Annotated in this window: 16 protein-coding genes; 8 read left to right on the top strand and 8 right to left on the bottom strand. The window is 65.9% G+C overall.

Annotated features, from left to right (window positions below; translation table 11 throughout):
• Window positions 1-111 precede the first annotated feature (111 nt).
• From EPK82_RS10305 to EPK82_RS10285, 5 genes are all read right to left on the bottom strand, one after another.
• Window positions 112-1,359, bottom strand: a complete 1,248-nt coding sequence (locus tag EPK82_RS10305) for an ABC transporter permease (protein WP_134676503.1) — start codon at window positions 1,357-1,359, stop codon at window positions 112-114.
• 66 nt (window positions 1,360-1,425) lie between these two features.
• Complete coding sequence (locus tag EPK82_RS10300) at window positions 1,426-2,457, bottom strand: ABC transporter substrate-binding protein (RefSeq protein WP_134676502.1); 1,032 nt, start codon at window positions 2,455-2,457, stop codon at window positions 1,426-1,428.
• Window positions 2,458-2,509: 52 nt separating this feature from the next.
• Window positions 2,510-3,607 carry an ABC transporter ATP-binding protein gene (locus EPK82_RS10295; RefSeq protein WP_037054998.1) on the bottom strand — a complete coding sequence of 366 codons (1,098 nt, stop codon included), beginning with the start codon at window positions 3,605-3,607 and terminating at the stop codon, window positions 2,510-2,512.
• 330 nt (window positions 3,608-3,937) lie between these two features.
• Window positions 3,938-4,567 carry a response regulator gene (locus EPK82_RS10290; protein ID WP_037054999.1) on the bottom strand — a complete coding sequence of 210 codons (630 nt, stop codon included), beginning with the start codon at window positions 4,565-4,567 and terminating at the stop codon, window positions 3,938-3,940.
• Window positions 4,564-6,969 (bottom strand): PAS domain-containing sensor histidine kinase, encoded by a 2,406-nt coding sequence (locus EPK82_RS10285; RefSeq protein ID WP_134676501.1) that lies wholly within the window; start codon window positions 6,967-6,969, stop codon window positions 4,564-4,566. The genes EPK82_RS10290 and EPK82_RS10285 overlap by 4 nt, the downstream gene beginning before the upstream one ends.
• A 115-nt stretch (window positions 6,970-7,084) precedes the next feature.
• On the opposite strand from EPK82_RS10285, the gene EPK82_RS10280 reads away from it, so the two are divergent.
• Window positions 7,085-8,068, top strand: coding sequence for an alpha/beta hydrolase family protein (locus EPK82_RS10280; RefSeq protein ID WP_134676500.1), 984 nt, complete (start codon window positions 7,085-7,087; stop codon window positions 8,066-8,068).
• Here the strand turns inward: EPK82_RS10280 and EPK82_RS10275 are convergent.
• The 3 genes from EPK82_RS10275 to EPK82_RS10265 are packed head-to-tail and all read right to left on the bottom strand — an operon-like array spanning window position 8,065 to window position 10,516.
• The gene (locus tag EPK82_RS10275; protein ID WP_037055004.1) at window positions 8,065-8,823 is read right to left on the bottom strand and encodes a DnaJ domain-containing protein; all 759 of its coding nucleotides are present in this window, start codon (window positions 8,821-8,823) and stop codon (window positions 8,065-8,067) included. The two genes, EPK82_RS10280 and EPK82_RS10275, sit on opposite strands and share 4 nt — an antisense overlap.
• Window positions 8,823-9,494: an N-acetylmuramate alpha-1-phosphate uridylyltransferase MurU gene (murU, locus tag EPK82_RS10270; protein ID WP_037055006.1), complete on the bottom strand. Its 672-nt coding sequence runs from the start codon at window positions 9,492-9,494 to the stop codon at window positions 8,823-8,825. The genes EPK82_RS10275 and murU overlap by 1 nt, the downstream gene beginning before the upstream one ends.
• Entirely contained in the window at window positions 9,491-10,516 is a 1,026-nt protein-coding gene (locus EPK82_RS10265; protein WP_134676499.1) for an aminoglycoside phosphotransferase family protein, read from the bottom strand. Before EPK82_RS10265 ends, murU begins: the two co-directional genes overlap by 4 nt.
• A 124-nt stretch (window positions 10,517-10,640) precedes the next feature.
• Between EPK82_RS10265 and EPK82_RS10260 the strand changes: the two genes are divergently transcribed.
• The 7 genes from EPK82_RS10260 to glpE all read left to right on the top strand — a co-directional run bounded on the left by EPK82_RS10260 (window position 10,641) and on the right by glpE (window position 18,341).
• Window positions 10,641-13,433 carry an LPS-assembly protein LptD gene (locus EPK82_RS10260; RefSeq protein ID WP_134676498.1) on the top strand — a complete coding sequence of 931 codons (2,793 nt, stop codon included), beginning with the start codon at window positions 10,641-10,643 and terminating at the stop codon, window positions 13,431-13,433.
• A complete protein-coding gene (locus tag EPK82_RS10255) occupies window positions 13,414-14,706 on the top strand; it encodes a peptidylprolyl isomerase (protein ID WP_134676497.1) in 1,293 nt (430 codons plus the stop codon). The genes EPK82_RS10260 and EPK82_RS10255 overlap by 20 nt, the downstream gene beginning before the upstream one ends.
• Before the next feature lie 99 nt (window positions 14,707-14,805).
• Window positions 14,806-15,816 carry a 4-hydroxythreonine-4-phosphate dehydrogenase PdxA gene (gene pdxA / locus EPK82_RS10250; protein ID WP_134676496.1) on the top strand — a complete coding sequence of 337 codons (1,011 nt, stop codon included), beginning with the start codon at window positions 14,806-14,808 and terminating at the stop codon, window positions 15,814-15,816.
• A 116-nt stretch (window positions 15,817-15,932) separates the two neighbouring features.
• Complete coding sequence (gene rsmA / locus EPK82_RS10245; RefSeq protein ID WP_134676495.1) at window positions 15,933-16,742, top strand: 16S rRNA (adenine(1518)-N(6)/adenine(1519)-N(6))-dimethyltransferase RsmA; 810 nt, start codon at window positions 15,933-15,935, stop codon at window positions 16,740-16,742.
• A 29-nt stretch (window positions 16,743-16,771) separates the two neighbouring features.
• Complete coding sequence (apaG, locus tag EPK82_RS10240; RefSeq protein ID WP_134676494.1) at window positions 16,772-17,152, top strand: Co2+/Mg2+ efflux protein ApaG; 381 nt, start codon at window positions 16,772-16,774, stop codon at window positions 17,150-17,152.
• Complete coding sequence (locus EPK82_RS10235) at window positions 17,152-17,970, top strand: symmetrical bis(5'-nucleosyl)-tetraphosphatase (RefSeq protein WP_134676493.1); 819 nt, start codon at window positions 17,152-17,154, stop codon at window positions 17,968-17,970. The genes apaG and EPK82_RS10235 overlap by 1 nt, the downstream gene beginning before the upstream one ends.
• Window positions 17,971-18,011: 41 nt before the next feature.
• Window positions 18,012-18,341, top strand: a complete 330-nt coding sequence (gene glpE / locus EPK82_RS10230; RefSeq protein ID WP_047589137.1) for a thiosulfate sulfurtransferase GlpE — start codon at window positions 18,012-18,014, stop codon at window positions 18,339-18,341.
• Window positions 18,342-18,507 lie beyond the last annotated feature (166 nt).

Genomic DNA, 18,507 nt, shown 5'->3' with positions numbered 1-18,507 from the left:
CATCAGAGACGTAGAGCAGCGGTGCCGACACAAGCACCCTCTCCCGCCCTTCGGGCACCCTCGCCCATGAATGGGCGAGGGTCATCGGATGGCCTGCTACGCAGACCGCTTTCAGCCAAGCCGCAGCTTGCTCGCGCCGACCAGCCAGCTGTACACCACGTAGAGCACCAGGGTCGCCGCCAGCAGCAGGCCGCCAAGGGCCGTGGCCATGCCCCAGTTGATGGTGGTGTTGGTGTAGAAGGCGACGAAGTAGCTGATCATCTGGTCGTTCGGGCTGCCCAGCAGCGCCGGGGTAATGTAGTAGCCGATCGACAGGATGAACACCAGCAGGCAGCCTGCGCCGACGCCGGCCAGGGTCTGCGGGAAGTACACCCGCCAGAAACTGGCGAACGGGTGACAGCCGAGCGACACCGCCGCGCGCATGTAGCTGGGCGAGATGCCCTTCATCACGCTGTAGATCGGCAGGATCATGAACGGCAGCATGATGTGCACCATCGCCACATACACGCCGCTGCGGTTGAACACCAGTTGCAGCGGCTGCTCGATGATGCCCAGCGAGATCAGCGCACTGTTGATCAGGCCGCCCGACTGCAGCAGCACGATCCAGGCCGCGACCCGCACCAGGATCGAGGTCCAGAACGGCAACAGCACCAGGATCATCAGCAGGTTGCCGGAACGGGTCGGCAGGTTGGCCAGCAGGTACGCCAGCGGGTACGCCAGCACCAGGCAGATGGCGGTGATCACCAGACTCATCCAGAAGGTACGGGCGAAGATGTCCAGGTAGATGGCCTGGTCCGGCGTGGCCTTGGCCAGCTCACCGAGGTCGTCGATGCGGTGATCGAGCGCGGCCAGCAGGTAGTAGGGGGTGGCCGAAGACGCGTTGCGGCGGATCACCTGCCAGTAGGCGGGGTCACCCCAACGCTCGTCGAGGTCGAGGAAGGCCGTCTGATAGGAGGCCGGCTCCTCACGTAGCGGCAGCTTGCGTGCGGTGCTGCTGACCAGGCTGCGGAAGCCTGCCAGCTCCATGTTCAGGCGCTTGGACAGGTCACCCAGCTGCTGATTGCGACGGGCCTCGGCAAGATCCTCAGCGATCGCCCGATAGGCCGGCTCGGCGGGCAAGCCACGGCCATCCCAGGTGGCGAGCGCCTCGACAGTACGCGGCAGGCTGCCGACCACTTCCGGGTTGTCGACACTGCGCAGCAGCAGGGCGCCGATGGGCAACAGGAAGGTCAGCAGGAGAAACAGCAACAGCGGCAGGATCAGCGCCTTCGACTTCAGGCGATTGAAACGCTCGGCACGGGCCAGACGCTGTTTCAGGCTGGGCCCTGGCATATCGGTGGCAGGCAGTACGGCGGCCATGGACAACTCCGCAAGCAGGAAGAGAATTCAGACGGCCCCGCCAGCGGGCGGGGCCGGATAGGCGACTTAACGCGCGGCCCAGGCGTTGAAACGCTGCTCCAGCTGCTCGCCGTAGTCAGCCCAGAAGGTCACGTCGATGGCCACCTGGTTGGCGATGTTTTCCGGCGTGGTCGGCATCAGGTTCAGGCGCTCCGGCGCCAGCAGTTCGATGGCCTGCTTGTTGGCCGGGCCGTAGGCGATGTTTTCCGAGTAGGTCTTCTGCGCTTCGGGTTTGACCGCGTAGGCAATGAACTGCTTGGCCACTTCGGCGTTCTTCGCGCCACGCGGAATCGCCCAGGAGTCGAAGTCGTAGATACCGCCGTTCCATACCACCTGCAGGTTGCTCTCGGCCTGCACGGCAGCGATACGGCCGTTGTACGCGGAGCTCATCACCACGTCGCCGGAGGCGAGGTACTGCGGCGGCTGGGCACCGGCTTCCCACCACTGGATGTTCGGCTTGAGCTCATCGAGCTTCTTGAACGCGCGATCCTGGCCATCCTTGGTGGCCAGCACCTTGTACACGTCCTTGACCGGCACACCATCGGCCATCAGGGCGAATTCCAGGGTGTACTTGGCGCCCTTGCGCAGGCCGCGCTTGCCCGGGAATTTCTGCACGTCCCAGAAATCGGCCCAGCTGGTCGGAGCGCTGCTCAGCTTGTCGGCGTTGTAGGCCAGTACCGTCGACCAGACGAAGAAGCCCACGCCGCAGGGCTGGATGGCGCCGTCGATGAAACTGTCAGCGCTGCCGAACTGCGCCGGATCGAGCTCCTCGAACAGGCCTTCGTCACAGCCGCGTGCCAGTTCCGGGGACTCCACCTCGACCAGGTCCCAGCTCACGCTGCGGGTGTCGACCATGGCCTTGACCTTGGCCATCTCACCGTTGTATTCGCCGCCCAGTACCTTGTTGCCGGTGTCCTTCTCGAAGGGTTCGTAGAAGGCCTTGACCTGCGCCGCCTTGTTCGCGCCGCCGAAGGACACCGCGGTCAGATCCACCGCCAGCGCCGGCATGGCACAGCTCACGCCCAGGGCCAATGCCGCGAGCTTCAGGGATTTCGTCATTCTTATCAGCTCCTCTGTGTTACGGGGTAAGGTGAAGCACTGCGCGCAACGTTCACTCCGCCAGGAGTGGGTCGAGCGCGCGGACATGCTCGACAGACCAGCCGAGCGGAACCAGGTCACCAACCTCCAGGCCCGGATCGAGCTCGGCCACGGGTTGCTTGACGTAGAAATCGGATTGGCCGCAGACCTCCATGCGGATGCGCACGTGGTCTCCCAGGTAGATGAACTCGGCGATGCGCCCGGAGAACCGGTTCGGGCAGGCCTCGCTGTGGCCGTTGAGACGGATACGCTCCGGGCGGATCGACAGGCTCACCGGCTCGCCGACGGCGCCGACGTTCACCGCCGTGGCCTTCACCTGTTCGCCGCGCGCCAGGCGCACCACGCACTGCTCGCCGTCGCGGCTGACCAGTTGCCCGGCGAGGCGGTTGTTCTCACCGATGAACTGGGCGACAAAGGTATTCTGCGGGGTTTCGTAGAGTTCGCGCGGCGGGGCGATCTGCTGGATCTCGCCCTGGTGGAACACCGCCACGCGGTCGGACATGGTCAGCGCCTCGCCCTGGTCGTGGGTCACGTAGACCACGGTCACGCCCAGGCGCTGGTGCAGGTGCTTGATCTCCATCTGCATGTGCTCGCGCAGCTGCTTGTCCAGCGCGCCGAGCGGTTCGTCCATCAGCACCAGCTGCGGCTCGAACACCAGCGCGCGGGCCAGCGCCACACGCTGCTGCTGGCCACCGGAAAGCTGTCCCGGATAACGGTTGCGGAAGCTGTCGAGCTGCACCATCGACAGTGCCCGCTTGACCCGCTCGCTGATGTCGGTGCGCGACATGCCGCGCACGCTCAGCGGGAAGGCCAGGTTCTCCGCCACGGTCATGTGCGGGAACAGCGCATAGTTCTGGAACACCATGCCGATGTCGCGCTTGTGTGGCGGCAGTTTGTTCAGCGAGCGGCCATCGAGGAGGATCTCGCCGGCGGTCGGCGTTTCGAAACCGGCCAGCATCATCAGGCTGGTGGTCTTGCCGGAACCGGACGGGCCGAGCAGGGTCAGAAACTCGCCCTTGCGGATATCCAGGTTGAGGTCTTTGACGATCAGCGTTTCACCGTCGTAGCTCTTCTGCACGCCGCGGAAGCTCACCAGTACATCGTTTGCCATCACACCACACCCTTGTTCTTGTCTCAGGCCGATGACCACAGAGTAGGGCGGCGAGAAAGGGCGAAAAATCGGGCGGGATGACAAGCTGATATCAGGCGCGGAGAGAATCTCGTGTAGGGATAGCCCTACAAATTCCGAGTGATTGCCTCGGCTATCGAAGGCACAGGCTGCGCCTGCAGACGCGATCTATCCGCAATCAGCACTGCGCGCCAACAACTGATCCACAGGTAGGGTGGACAGCGCTTTTCATGTCCACCGATGCGAGCGCGTCGATCTCGAAACGGTGGATGAAAAGAGCGTTATCCACCCTGCTCCGGCACCGCTGATCGCTCAGACCAGGCGGTGTTCCATGGCGTAGCGCACCAGGTCGGCCACCGAATGCGCGCCCAGCTTCTGCATCAGGCGCGCCTTGTGCGTGCTCACGGTCTTGTTGCTCACCGCCAGGTGCAGGGCGATGTCGTTGACGCCCTCGCCACGCACCAGGCGCTCGAACACCGAGAACTCGCGTTCGGACAGTTGCGCATGGGGCGGGCGCGAATCGGTCAGGCCGACCTCGAAGACCATGCGGTCGGCCAGCGCCGGGTCGATGTAGCGTCCACCCGAAGCCACCTTGCGGATGGCGGTGATCAGCAGTGCCGGGTCGCTGTCCTTGGTGGCGTAACCGGCGGCGCCGGCCTTGAGGGCGCGGGCGGCCATCTGCGCCTCGTCATGCATCGACAGCACCAGGATGGCCGGGGACGCGCTGAGCGCGCGAATCCGCGGGATGGCCTCCAGGCCGTTGACGCCAGGCATGGAGATATCCAGCAGGACCACATCGCAGGGCGTACGTCGCAGCACGTCGAGCAGCTGCTCACCGTTGCTCGCCTCCCCCGCCACCTCGAGGTCGCGGGCCATGCCGATCAGTTGCTTGATGCCTTCCCGTACGATGGTGTGGTCTTCGGCCACGAGTACCCGGATCACGCCGTGACCTCCTCATCCAAAGTTATGCGCGCGTAAAGGGTAGTGCCCTCGCCGGGCCTGCTGTCAATCTGCAACTGCCCGCCGAGCATGAGCATGCGCTCCTGCATGCCGACCAGGCCGAAGGACTGTCCCGGCTTGCGCTGCGCCGGATCGAAGCCCTTGCCATCGTCCGCCACCGACAGGCACAAGCTGTCGTCCTCCTGCCACAGGTGCACCTCGACGCTGTGCGCGCCGGCATGACGCATCACGTTGGTCAGGGCCTCCTGCAGGATGCGGAACAGGCCGATGGCCTGGGCATCCGGCAGTTGCATGAGATGCTCCGGCACCTCGACCAGGCAGGGGATCTGCGTCCGCTCCTCGAAACGACGTACCTGCCATTCGATGGCCGAGGCGATTCCGGCGTCGAGAATCGGCGGACGCAACGCCGTGGCCACGTCGCGCACCAGCTGGAACAGCTGTGCGATCAGGCGCTTCATGCTGGCCAGGCGTTCGTCCAGCGCCGGTATCTGCCCGGCACAGGCCAGCTCGCACATCGCCGTTTCCAGCTTGAGCACGGTCAGCACCTGGCCCAGCTCGTCATGCACCTCGCGGGCGATGCGCGCCTTTTCCTCTTCGCGCACGCTCTCCAGATGCGCCGACAGTTCACGCAGGCGCGCCCGCGAATCGGCCAGGGCCAGCTCCGCCAGCTTGTTCTCGGTGATGTCCCAGAGAATCCCGTCCCAGACCATGCGCCCGCCGCCCAAAGGCCGCGCGGTGGTGCGAATGTCGGCCCAGAGCACCTCGTCGTCGCGGGTCAGGATGCGCCCCTGCCAATACCAGTCACTCTCGCCTTGCAGTGCCAGCGTCTGGCTGTTCAGGTAGCTGGCCAGGTCCTGCGGATGCACCAGGCTGCGGATGCCACGCTCCTCACGCTGCAGTTCACGGGCCGGCCAGCCGACCATCTCCTGGCTGGCCTCGCTGATATAGGCGAAGTTGACCACCTGCCCCGGGGCCGCGCGCTCCAGGCGGAACACCAGGCCCGGCACGTTGCCGGCGATGCCCTTGAAGCGCGCCTCGCTCTCCTCCAGTGCAGCCCGCGCGCGGCGGCGCTCGGTCACGTCGCTGAGGAAGACCACCAGGTACTCGGCCTGGCGATAGCGCAGAAAGCTCAACGACACATCCGCCGGCATGCGGCTGCCATCGGCGCGCAGGCAGTCGATCTCGAAACTCGACGAACCGTCTTCCTGCTCGCGCACGCGCTTCCACAGGCGCAGCCAGCGATCCATATCGAGGCTCGGCTCCACCTGGCTCAGCGGCCTGTCCACCAACTCACCGGGGCGATAGCCGAGCATGCGTTCGGCCGCGCCGTTGGCATAGCGCAAGTGGCTGTCCCAGTTGACCCAGAGGATGCCGACCGTGCTGTTGTCGATGGAGAACTGGCTCAGGCGCAGCGCCTCGGCGGCCTGCTGATGCGAGTCGAGCTGCGCCCGCGCACCGAGCAGGCCGCGCTCCAGCAGGCGGGTCTGCTGGCGTTGCCGGTACAGCGCGGTCGCCACCAGGGTCAGCAGCAGAAAGAGGAACAGCGTGAGGGTCTTCCAGAAACCGACGAAATCCGTGGACTGCGGATAGCGCAGCGGCAGCCAGGTGTCACGCAGCTCCTCCAGCTCGCGAGCCGGGAGCGCTTGCAAGGTGCGGTCGACGATGTCCGACAGCAGCGGCTGGTCGCGGCGCGTGGCCAGGCGCAACAGCTGCGGCAGCCCGATATCACCGACGATGCTCAGGTTGGTGAAGCGCGATTCGCGCAGTTGCAGGCTCAGGCTGGCCTCGTCGAGCACCGCATAGCTGACTTCCTGGTTCAGCACCTGCAGCAGCGCGGCGCGTTCGCTGCTGGTGGGCTTCAGGCGCAGGTTGGTATGGGTACGCTCCAGGTATTCAGCCGCCTGGCTCGGCACGCGCACCGCCACGATCTGCTCCAGCGGCAACTGATCGAGGTCCACCGAGCCACTGCCGCTGCGTTCACCGACGACCAGGTGCGGCACCCGCAGATAGGGCATGGAGTAGTGCCAGATACGCAGCCCCGCCGGGGTCTGCTGCAGTCCGGGAGCGAGGTCCACCTCACCTGCTGCGGCCGCCCGCTCCAGCGCAGGCAAATCCGGGTACAGGTGCCAGTCGGGCGTGACGCCCATGCCTTCGAGCAGGCGCTTCATCAGGTCGATGTTGGCGCCGACCAGTTGCCGGTTCTGCACACGCTGGACCCAGGGTGCCTGCTGGATCAGCCCCACCCGCAACACCGGATGCGCCTTCAGCCAGGCGCGCTGTTCGGCATCGTAGGCCGGCCGCAACGGCAGGCGCGTCGCATCTGCCCAGGTGGTCGAGGCGCACAGCATCAGCAGCAGGCAGAGGGAGGAGAGAGCGGACTTCATGCGAGGGGACGATCCGATGACGCGATCCCCTACCTTACTCCAGTCTTGCAGCCGTCGCCTGACAAAAGCGGAGCCCGGCATTAGGCTCTGTAGCAGATCATCAGGAGCTCGAACGATGCGCCCCCTCTCTCTCTTTCTGCTCGGACTCTGCCTGTCTTGCAGCCCCGCGATCTGGGCACAGGAAACCACCGATGCAGCGGCAAGCGAACACCCCGATGGCGCCGGGCCCGGCAACGAGCGCCCGGCCCTGCCGGAACGCAGCGTCAGCGAAGCACTGGCCCTGGAACAACGCCTGGACAAGCGCGAGCAGCAGATGCTGCAGGCCGGCGACGAAAGCTTCCTGGCGCTGTGGCTCCCGGCCAACGTCGGCGAGCCCAGCGGCGTCGTGATCCTGGTGCCCGGTGACGTGGAGAACGCCGACGGCGCGGCCGCCGTCGGCCCGTTGCGGCGCAAGTTCCCCGATGCGGGCTGGCACAGCCTGAGCCTCACCCTGCCGGACCCGGATGGCGACCCCGTTCCCCTGCGCGATGAAGCCACAGAAACGACCCCACCGGCGGCAGACGGCACGGAAACGTCGCCGAGCACCGAGCCGGTCACCCTCGACAGCGTCCAGCCGGCAGAAGGTGCGGCAGCCCCCAAGATCAGCCCGGAGCAACGACGGCAGAAGCATGTCGAGCGCGTCATGGCGCGCATCGATGCCGCGATCGCCTTCGCCGAACAACGCCAGGCCAAGGAGATCGTCCTGCTCGGCCATGGCAGCGGGGCGTACTGGGCCGCGCGCTATCTCAACGAGCGCAAGCCGGCCAACGTGCACAACCTGCTGATGGTGGCAGCCGAGCTGCCCGCCGGGTTCGCACCGCCACTGGATGAACTGGTGCCGGAGCTGCCCGTGGCCACCGGCGACTTCTACTACAAGGACCGGGCCAGCGAACGCAGCGCCGCCCTGAAACGCCTGCAGGCCAGCAAGCGCGCCAAGCTGCCCACCTATATACAGGTGGCGATGAAGGCCCTGCCGGGCAACCTGGCCGTGCAGGACGAACAGCTGTACCGCCGCCTGCGCGGCTGGCTGCAACTGCACATCCGTGCCAGCGGCGGCTAGCGCAGGTCCCGGCGCTGACGAATCAGCGCATAGGCCTGATGCAGCTGGCGCGTGGTCTCGGTCGCTTCGCGAATCCGCTCGGGCGAGGCGCCGGAACCGGCCAGTTTGTCCGGGTGATGGCGACTGAGCAGACGACGATAGGCGCGCTTGATCTGCTCGGGCTCGCTGCTCTCGCTGACCCCGAGCAGGCGCAGCGCCTCCTGGTAGCTGCCACCCGCCGGGGCCGGCTGCTGGCTGCGGCGCGGCGCATACTCCTCGCCCAGGCGCTCCAGGCGTGCACTGTCCCAGCCGAGCCACTTGCCCCACAGCAGGATCAGCTCGTGCTCGCTGGGCGACACCCGCCCGTCGACCCAGGCCATGCGCCAGCAGGCCCGCAACAGCGCATCGGCCCGCTCGCGCTGACGCTGCAGCGGCGTGCGCAGGTTGTCACGCCCGGTCTTGCCGCGCGCGAAGGACTCGATGGCGCGGCGCTGGCCCGCCTCGTCCAGGCCCAGGCGCTGCATTTCCGAACGGGCCTGCTGGATGTGACTCTGCACCACCCGCCCGTCACTCTTGGCCAGGCGCCCGAGCATCAGGAACAACAGCTGGTCGTCGCCAGGCGTAGCGCGGCCAAGGCGCTCACGCAGGTTGTCCCACCCCTGCAGACGCAGGCGTCGATCCAGCACCTGGCCAAGCAGGCCACCCAGCAACGCGCCGGGAATGCTGGCGAGGGCAAGCCCCGCCGCCGCACCGAGCAGAGTGGCCGGCCACAGCACTAGGGCGACTCCTGCAGCACGCGCTCGACGTCGGCCAGACGCTCATGCGTGCCGACATCGATCCAGCGCCCCGCATGTCGCTCGCCACTGACCAGCCCTCGCGCCATCGCCTGGCGCAGCAACGGTGCCAACTTGAACGCCCCCGGCTCACAGCCCTCGAACAGCTGTGGACTGAGCACCGCCAGCCCGCTGTAGGTGAGACGTTCGCCAGCCCCCTGGCCGTCAGAGACCTGTCCGTCAGCCAGGAGGAAGTCGCCCTGCAGGTGGTGTTCGGGATTGTCCACCAGCACCAGATGAGCCAGCCCGGCCAGCGGCTTGCGCAACTGGGCGAAGGCGTAGTCGGTGAAGATATCGCCATTGACCACCAGGAACGGCTCATCACCCAGCAACGGCAAGGCCTTGAAGATACCGCCGCCGGTCTCCAGCGGCTCGCCTTCCGGCGAATAGCGGATGCTCACGCCAAAGCGCGAGCCGTCGCCGAGATGGTCCTCGATCTGCTGGCCGAGCCAGGCGTGGTTGATCACCAGCTCGCTGAAACCGGCAGCCGCCAGCGCACGCAGGTGATACTCGATCAACGGCACGCCGGCCGCACGCACCAGCGGCTTCGGCGTGTGCAGCGTCAACGGGCGCAGTCGTTCCCCCTTGCCTGCGGCCAGAATCATCGCTTTCATGCGCCCACGGCCTCCACGGACTCCAGGCTGGCGAACAGCTCGCCGAGTTCGGCCAGCTCCGGCCGGCGTGCCAGCACCGCCTGGACATAAGCGAAGAAGCGCGGCACATCGGCGAGGTACTTGGGCTTGCCGTCGCGATGGCAGATGCGCGCGAAGATACCGATGACCTTGAGGTGACGCTGCACCCCCATCAGGTCACTGGCACGCAGGAAATCCTCCAGCGACGCCTGCACCGGAATGCCGGCCGCCCGCGCCCGCTCCCAGTAGCCCTCCAGCCAGCCCTGCACACGCGCCTCGGGCCAACTGAGGAAGGCATCCTTGAACAGGCAGGTGATGTCGTAGGTCACCGGACCGTAGACCGCATCCTGAAAATCCAGCACCCCGGGATTGGGACTGCTCTGCATCAGGTTGCGCGGCATGAAGTCGCGGTGCACCAGCACCTTGGGCTGCGCCAGGGCACTGTCGATCAGACAGCGGCTGATGCGCTGCCAGGCGGCCTCCTGCTCGGCGGTGAACTCGCGCCCCAGCTGCCGCTGCACGTACCACTCGGGAAACAGCTGCAACTCCCGGCGCAACAAGGCCTCGTCGTAATGTGGCAGGTCCTGGTCGAGCGGCAGGCGCTGCTGCAGCAGCAGCGCCTCGATGGCATCGTCGAACAGCGCATCGGCGTTGTCCGGGTCGATCACATCCAGATAGGTCTGCCGCCCCAGATCATCGAGAATCAGGAAGCCCTGCTCGATATCGGCCGCCAGTACCTGCGGCACATGGACGCCGGCGCTGGCCAGCAATCCGGCGATACGCACGAAGGGCGTGCAGTTCTCCTGAGGGGGCGGCGCATCCATCAGGATCAGGCTGCGCTCGCCCGCCTGCCAGCGAAAGTAACGCCGGAAGCTGGCGTCGCTGCTGGCGGGGCTCAGCTCGGCGGGCGGTACCGCTCCCCAGCCGCGCTCGGCGAACAGCTTTGGCAGTTGCCCGGCGAGCCAGGCGTGCAGTTGTTGCAGACGTACATCGTGTTCAGACATCAAGGGGTCTCCGACGGCGCTAGCCGTTGCGCGGGTCATGCTTTATTATCCAGCATCTTTTTCAGCCCATCGAGAGGCGTGCGGCCCCCGGGCCGATAGCGCGCAGGAAGCCCGGACTAACAAGATGGCAGTAAAACACCCCGCGTTCCGCAAGAAATTTCCACTGCTGGTTACCGGCAGCTTTCTGGCCCTACAGCCCGTGTTCAGCCTACAGTCCTTTGCCGCCGAGCAATACGATTGCCAGGTGTCGCCTGCGGGCGGCTGGGCCTGTGCGCCGAAGACAGCCACCAGTGCCCTGCCACCTCGCCCGCAGCACAGCCGCAACGCGGTCAGCGCGACTGCTGGCACGACCGCAGGTACGACCAGCGAGGCTGTCGCCAAGCAGGACGCCGCCGTGGTGCTGGTCACCGAAAGCGCGGGCCGCGCACTCGCCTCGCGCAGTGCCGACTACAGCCACCTGGACTGGGTCCCGCGTGACAAGTTGACCGCCGCGCAACTGGCCGAAGCCGGTCCGTACTGCGCAGGCGCCTATGTCGAGCCCTTGCGCCCAGGCATGGATGACACCACGCCGCTGGACGAAGCGCCGATGTACGTGTCGGCCAAGGCTTCGCGTTTCGAGCAGGAAAAGCAGATCGCCACCCTCGCTGGTGACGTGGTGCTGCGTCAGTCCGGCCTGCAGGTCGAAGCCAACGAGGCCAGCCTGCACCAGACGGAAAACCGTGGCGAACTGGTCGGCAACGTACGCCTGCGCGACAAGGGTACGCTGGTCGTCGGTGACCGCGCCGAGCTGCAACTCGACAACGGCGAAGCCAAGATCGACAACGCCGAGTACGTCATGCATCAGGCTCACGTACGCGGCAGCGCGCTCTACGCCAAGCGCGAAGAGACTGCGATCATCCGCCTCAAGGACGGCACCTACACCCGCTGCGAGCCGGGTGACAATGCCTGGCACCTGAAAGGCAACAACATCACCCTGAACCCGGCGACCGGCTTCGGCACCGCGACCAACGTGACGCTGCGGGTCAAGGACATTCCGGTGTTCTACACGCCGTACATCTACTTCCCGATCGACGACCGTCGCCAGTCCGGCTTCCTGCCGCCCAGCTTCGGCAGTTCGAGCGGCAACGGCTTCTCGCTGCAGACGCCCTACTACTTCAACCTCGCGCCGAACTACGACGCCACCCTGTACCCCACCTACATGGCCAAGCGCGGCCTGTTGATGGAAGGCGAGTTCCGCTACCTGACGGAAAGCAGCGAGGGTCAGGTCGGGGGCGCCTGGCTGAACGACAGCGAAGACGAGCGCAAGCTGCAGTCCGAGTACGAAGACCAGCGCTGGATGTACAGCTGGCAGCACAAACAGGGCCTGAATTCGCGCCTGCTGGCTGAGGTCGACTACACCGACATCAGTGACCCGTACTATTTCCAGGATCTGAACACCGACCTGGGCATCGAGACGGCAACCTACGTCAACCAGCGTGGCACCCTGAGCTACCGTGGCGAAAGCTACACCGCGCGCCTGAACCTGCATGCGTATGAGCTGGCCAACATCACCGACGTGACGCCGTACGACCGTTTGCCGCAGATCACCCTGGACGGCAAGCTGCCGTTCAACCCGGGCGGCCTGGATTTCACCTATGGCACCGAATACGTGCGCTTCGATCGCAACCTGCGCTCTGGCAACTTCATCAACCAGGACGGTGTTGCCGAACAAAGCTGGTATGACACCCGTATCCAGGGCCTTGAACGCGCCACCGGTGATCGGCTGCATCTGGAGCCAGGCGTCAGCCTGCCATTGAACTGGTCCTGGGGCTTCATCAAGCCGCAGGTCAAGTACTTCCAGACCAACTACGACATCAGCCTGGATCAGCAGGGCAAGGACACCTTGCTGGCCGAACAGAAGTACAAAGGTACGCAGAGCCGAGGCGTCGGCCTGTTCAGTGTCGACAGCGGTCTGTACTTCGACCGCAACACCCAGCTGTTCGGCAAGGGCTTCCGCCAGACCCTGGAGCCGCGTGCGTTCTACCTCTACGTGCCGGAAGAAGACCAGACCGACATCCCGATCTTCGACACCGGCGAACCGACCTTCAGCTACGCCTCGCTGTGGCGCGAGAACCGCTTCAGCGGCAAGGATCGCATCGGTGACGAGAACAAGCTGTCGCTGGGTCTGACCAGCCGCTGGATCGAGCCTAACGGCTTCGAGCGCCAGCGTGTCAGCATCGGCCAGGCCTTCTACTTCGAAGACCGCAAGGTACAGCTGGCCGGCATCGATTACCGCGCCCGCGCCGAGTCAACCGCAGACGTATCACCGTACGCTCTGGAATACCTGTATCGCTTCAACCGCGACTGGCGCTTCTCCTCGACCTTCAACTGGGACCCGGACCAGCACGCGACCCGCTCGGGCAGCGCGATGTTCCACTACCAACCGGAAGCCAACCCGAACAAGGTGGTCAACTTCGGCTATCGCTATCGTAACGACACCGTGCGCTACGACCGTGACAGCGGCACCTGGACCACCAACCCGGACTACGGCAACCCGACTATCGACGGGCAACCGAACCCGAACTACATCAAGGACTACTACAAGATCGACCAGCATGACTTCTCCGTCATCTGGCCAGTCGCCCCGCAGTGGAGCCTGATCTCGCGCTGGCAGTACGACTACGGGCGCAACCGCACCCTCGAAGCCTTCGGTGGTTTCGAGTACGACAGTTGCTGCTGGAAGCTGCGCCTGATCAACCGCTACTGGATCGACTACGACGAAGTCAGCCTCAACCCCTCGCTCAACGACGAGGCGGACCGCGGCATCTTCCTGCAGATCGTCCTCAAGGGCCTCGGCGGCGTCGTAGGCAACAAGGTGGAATCTTTCCTCGACCAAGGCATTCAAGGTTACCGTGAACGTGAAGACCAAGCTTTCTGATTGCCTGCGCCCCCTGCTGTTGGGCGCAGCACTGCTGGCGGCAACGGCTCAGGCCCAGGTTCGCCCTCTGGATCGCGTCGTGGCCATCGTCGACAACGACGTAGTCATGCAGAGCCAGCTCGACGCGCGTCTGCGCGAAGTTCAGCAGACCATCGACAAGCGTGGCGGCACCCTGCCGCCCGAGCACGTGCTCAGCCAACAGGTGCTCGAGCGCCTGATCATCGAGAACATTCAGCTGCAGATCGGCGAGCGCTCCGGCATTCGCATCACCGACGAGGAGCTGAACCAGGCCATGGGCACCATCGCCCAGCGCAACGGCATGTCCCTGGAGCAGTTCCGCCAGGCACTGGCGCGCGACGGCCTGTCCTACGACGACGCCCGTGACCAGGTGCGCCGCGAGATGATCATCAGCCGCGTACGCCAGCGTCGCGTCGCCGAGCGCATCCAGGTCACCGACCAGGAAGTGCAGAACTTCCTCGCCTCCGACCTGGGCAAGATGCAGCTGTCGGAAGAATTCCGCCTGGCCAACATCCTCATTCCGGTATCCGAAGGCGCATCGTCCAGCGAGATCCAGGCCGCCGACCGCCAGGCGCAGGAGCTGTATCAGCAACTGCAACAGGGTGCGGACTTCGCCCAGCTGGCCGTGGCTCGCTCGGCCAGCGAGAACGCCCTGGAAGGCGGCGAGATGGGCTGGCGCAAGGCCGGCCAGCTGCCACCGCCGTTCGACAGCATGGTCAGCGCCCTCAGCCCGGGCGAAGTGACCGAGCCGGTACGTACGCCCGGCGGCTTCATCATCCTCAAGCTGACCGAGAAGCGTGGCGGCGACACCCAGGTACGTGACGAAGTGCATGTGCGCCACATCCTGATCAAGCCGAGCGAGATCCGCAGCGAAGCCGAGACCCGTCGCCTGGTCGAGCGTCTCTATCAGCGCATCCTCGCAGGGGAAGACTTCGCCGAACTGGCGAAGAACTTCTCGGAAGATCCGGGTTCAGCCCTCAACGGTGGCGACCTCAACTGGATCGACCCGAACGCGCTGGTGCCGGAGTTCCGCAAGGTCATGAACGACACGCCGAGCGGCGAACTGTCCAAGCCGTTCAAGAGCCCCTACGGCTGGCACGTGCTGCAGGTACTGGGCCGTCGCGCCACCGATACCAGCGAGCAGTTCCGTGAGCAACAGGCCGCCAACCTGCTGCGCAACCGCAAGTACGACGAAGAGCTGCAGGCCTGGCTGCGCCAGATCCGCGACGAAGCCTACGTCGAGACCAAGCTGTAACAGCGACGCTGTCTGAACGAGCCCGGCCCTGTGCCGGGCTTTTTCGTTATCGGCCCGGCGGCGTACACTGACGCCCCGTCGCCCGCACAGAGATCCGCCATGACGCTCCCCCGCTTTGCCCTCACCCCAGGCGAGCCAGCCGGCATCGGTCCCGACCTCTGCCTGCTGCTGGCACGCGAGGCGCAACCGGCGCCGCTGGTGGCGATCGCCAGCCGTGAACTGCTGGCCGAGCGCGCCAGGCAACTGGGCCTGTCCATCGAGCTGCTGGCGGTCGAGCCGCAGCGATGGCCGGACGCTCCCGCAGTGGCGGGCAGCCTGTATGTCTGGGACACGCCCCTGGCCGTCGCCGCAGAACCAGGCAAGCTGACACCCGCCAACGCCGGCTATGTCCTGCAGACCCTCACCCGCGCAGCCCAGGGCTGCCTGGATGGCACCTTCGCCGGGATGATCACGGCCCCCGTGCACAAGGGCGTGATCAACGAGGCGGGCATCGCCTTCTCCGGCCACACCGAGTTTCTCGCCGACCTCACCCAGACCTCGCAGGTGGTGATGATGCTGGCGACCCACGGCCTGCGCGTGGCCCTGGTCACCACCCACCTGCCGCTCAAGGATGTCGCGGCCGCGATCACCGCGGAGCGCCTGGAGCGTGTCACCCGCATCCTGCACGCCGACCTGTGCAGCAAGTTCGGCATCGCCGCGCCGCGCATCCTGGTCTGCGGGCTCAATCCGCACGCCGGCGAAGGCGGCCACCTGGGGCGCGAGGAGATCGACATCATCGAGCCGACGCTGCAGCACCTGCGTGCCGAGGGCATGAACCTCATCGGCCCGCTGCCAGCCGACACCCTGTTCACCCCCAAGTACCTGGACCAGGCCGACGCGGTGCTGGCCATGTATCACGATCAGGGCCTGCCGGTGCTCAAGTTCAAGGGCTTCGGCGCCGCGCTGAACGTCACCCTGGGGCTGCCGATCATCCGCACCTCGGTGGACCATGGTACCGCGCTCGACCTGGCCGGCACTGGCAAGGTGGACATCGGCAGCCTGCAGGTCGCCCTGCAAACTGCCTACCAGATGGCAGCAGCCAGGGGCGGCAAGCCACAAGCTGCAAGTTGAAGGCTCAAGCCACCGCATGGATGCCGGGGGCGGCCCCAGCTGATAAGCTTCTCCTCTTTACCTTTTCGCTTTACGCTCTTGCTTGACGCTTGCAGCTTGAAGCCTGGAGCTGCTCCATGTCCGAATACCAACACCGCGCGCGCAAGCGCTTCGGCCAGAACTTCCTGCATGATGCCGGCGTGATCGACCGTATCCTGCGCGCCATACGCGCCAAGGAAGGCGAGCGCCTGCTGGAGATCGGCCCGGGCCAGGGCGCTCTGACCGAAGGCCTGCTGGGTAGCGGCGCGCAACTCGACGTGATCGAGCTGGACCTCGACCTGATTCCCATCCTGCAGAACAAGTTCGGCGACAACCCGCGCTTTCGCCTGAATCAGGGCGATGCGCTGAAGTTCGACTTTTCCCGCCTCGAGGCCGCGCCGCACAGCCTGCGCGTGGTCGGCAACCTGCCCTACAACATCTCCACGCCGCTGATTTTCCACCTGCTGGACAACGCGCCGCTGATTCGCGACATGCACTTCACGCTGCAGAAGGAAGTGGTCGAGCGCATGGCCGCCGGTCCTGGCGGCGGTGACTGGGGCCGCCTGTCGATCATGGTGCAGTACCACTGCCGCGTGGAGCATCTGTTCAACGTCGGCCCCGGCGCCTTCAATCCGCCGCCGAAGGTCGACTCGGCCATCGTGCGCCTGGTCCCGCATGAGACCTTGCCGCACCCGGCCAAGGACCATCGCCTGCTGGAGCGCGTCGTCCGCGAGGCCTTCAACCAGCGCCGCAAGACCCTGCGCAACACGCTCAAGCAGCTGCTGCCGGCCGAGGCCATCGAGGCCGCCGGGGTGGACGGCAGCCTGCGCCCCGAACAGCTGGACCTGGCCGCCTTCGTCCGCCTGGCCGACCAGCTGGCCCTGCAGCCCGGCGCGGCTCAGGACTAAACTGCAATCACGCTCAACGGGTTTCCTGCATGTCCGACCCTCGTTATCAGATCGACGTCAGCGTCACCACTCGCTACCTGCCCGCGCAATCGCAGCCGGAGCAGAGCCGGTACGCGTTCTCCTACAAGGTGACCATCGTCAATAACGGCGAGTTGCCGGCGCAGCTGCTGTCGCGCCACTGGATCATCACCGACGGCGACGGCCGCGTGCAGGAAGTGCGCGGCGCCGGCGTCATCGGCCAGCAGCCGCACATCGCGCCGGGCGCCAGCCACACCTACAGCAGTGGCACGGTCATGGCCACGCAGGTGGGTACCATGCAGGGCAGCTACCAGATGCTCGCCGAGGACGGCAAACGCTTCGACGCCATCATCGTTCCCTTCCGCCTGGCAATGCCGGGAGCCCTGCACTGATGGCCGTGTATGCCGTGGGTGACCTGCAGGGCTGCCTGAAACCGCTGCAATGCCTGCTCGAACGAGTCGCCTTCGACCCGACCAGGGACCGGCTCTGGCTGGTCGGCGACCTGGTCAACCGCGGCCCGCAGTCGCTGGAGACCCTGCGTTTCCTCTACAGCATCCGCCAGGCCGTGACCTGCGTCCTGGGCAACCATGACCTGCACCTGCTGGCCGTGGCGCACAATATCGAGCGCCTGAAGAAGGGCGACACCCTGCGCGAGATCCTCGACGCCCCGGACCGCGCCGACCTGCTCGACTGGCTGCGCCTGCAGAAGCTGGTACACCACGACGCCGAACGCAAGGTCACCCTGGTGCATGCCGGCATTCCGCCGCAATGGACCCTGAGCAAGGCCCTGCGCCGCGCGGCCGAGGTCGAGGAAGTCCTGCGCGATGACGCGCGCCTGCCGCTGTTTCTCGACGGCATGTACGGCAACGAGCCGGCGAAATGGAACCGGGAGCTGAGTGGCGTGACGCGCCTGCGGGTGATCACCAACTACTTTACCCGCATGCGCTTCTGTACCGCCGACGGCACCCTGGATCTGAAAACCAAGGAAGGCATCGGCAATGCGCCCCCCGGCTTCGCCCCCTGGTTCAGCCATCCACAGCGCAAGATGCGCGGCGAGAAGATCATCTTCGGCCACTGGGCCGCACTGGAAGGCAACTGCCGGGAACCCGGCCTGCATGCCCTCGACACCGGCTGCGTCTGGGGCGGTGCGATGACCCTGCTCGACGTCGACAGCGGCGAACTCCATCGCTGCACCTGCCCCAAGGCATGAGCGCCAGCAGCGCTCCCACGAATCACGCATAGGCCCCGAACATGAGCGAATTCAAGCGAATCTCCCCGCAACAGGCACAAGAACTGCGCGCCCAGGGCGCCGTGGTGGTCGACATCCGCGACCCGCACAGCTTCGCCAACGGCCACATCAGCGGCTCGCGTCACCTGGACAACCACTCCCTGCATGACTTCATCACCCATGCAGACCTGGATGCACCGCTGATCGTCTCCTGCTACCACGGCAACTCCAGCCAGGGCGCCGCCGCCTATCTGGTCGGCCAGGGCTTCTCCGACGTCTACAGCCTCGACGGTGGTTTCGAGCTGTGGCGCGCCACCTACCCGGACGAAACCGCGCAAAGCGCCGAAGAATAAATTTCGCCCAGCGGCAAGCCCCGCCCGCTCTGGCCTGCCGCCACTTCCCGAGGCACGGTAACATTCAGTTATCGTTGTCCCGCCCTTGACCATTCGCAGAACGAACTATCCTGTTACTCAGGCCATCCCACTGAAGGTAGAGCCGGTCAACCGGCATCGGGCCATC

The sequence above is a fragment of the Ectopseudomonas khazarica genome (assembly GCF_004521985.1).
Taxonomy (GTDB): Bacteria; Pseudomonadota; Gammaproteobacteria; order Pseudomonadales; family Pseudomonadaceae; genus Aquipseudomonas; species Aquipseudomonas khazarica.
The sequence above is the reverse complement of the archived record's forward strand: the minus strand, read 5'-3'. Positions and strand labels throughout refer to the sequence as shown.

Coding starts and splice junctions, on each gene's coding strand:
- EPK82_RS10305 (WP_134676503.1), bottom strand. CDS start 1,359: ATGGCCGCCGTACTGCCTGCCACCGATATGCCAGGGCCCAGCCTGAAA.
- EPK82_RS10300 (WP_134676502.1), bottom strand. CDS start 2,457: ATGACGAAATCCCTGAAGCTCGCGGCATTGGCCCTGGGCGTGAGCTGT.
- EPK82_RS10295 (WP_037054998.1), bottom strand. CDS start 3,607: ATGGCAAACGATGTACTGGTGAGCTTCCGCGGCGTGCAGAAGAGCTAC.
- EPK82_RS10285 (WP_134676501.1), bottom strand. CDS start 6,969: ATGAAGTCCGCTCTCTCCTCCCTCTGCCTGCTGCTGATGCTGTGCGCC.
- EPK82_RS10280 (WP_134676500.1), top strand. CDS start 7,085: ATGCGCCCCCTCTCTCTCTTTCTGCTCGGACTCTGCCTGTCTTGCAGC.
- murU (WP_037055006.1), bottom strand. CDS start 9,494: ATGAAAGCGATGATTCTGGCCGCAGGCAAGGGGGAACGACTGCGCCCG.
- EPK82_RS10265 (WP_134676499.1), bottom strand. CDS start 10,516: ATGTCTGAACACGATGTACGTCTGCAACAACTGCACGCCTGGCTCGCC.
- EPK82_RS10260 (WP_134676498.1), top strand. CDS start 10,641: ATGGCAGTAAAACACCCCGCGTTCCGCAAGAAATTTCCACTGCTGGTT.
- pdxA (WP_134676496.1), top strand. CDS start 14,806: ATGACGCTCCCCCGCTTTGCCCTCACCCCAGGCGAGCCAGCCGGCATC.
- rsmA (WP_134676495.1), top strand. CDS start 15,933: ATGTCCGAATACCAACACCGCGCGCGCAAGCGCTTCGGCCAGAACTTC.
- apaG (WP_134676494.1), top strand. CDS start 16,772: ATGTCCGACCCTCGTTATCAGATCGACGTCAGCGTCACCACTCGCTAC.
- EPK82_RS10235 (WP_134676493.1), top strand. CDS start 17,152: ATGGCCGTGTATGCCGTGGGTGACCTGCAGGGCTGCCTGAAACCGCTG.
- glpE (WP_047589137.1), top strand. CDS start 18,012: ATGAGCGAATTCAAGCGAATCTCCCCGCAACAGGCACAAGAACTGCGC.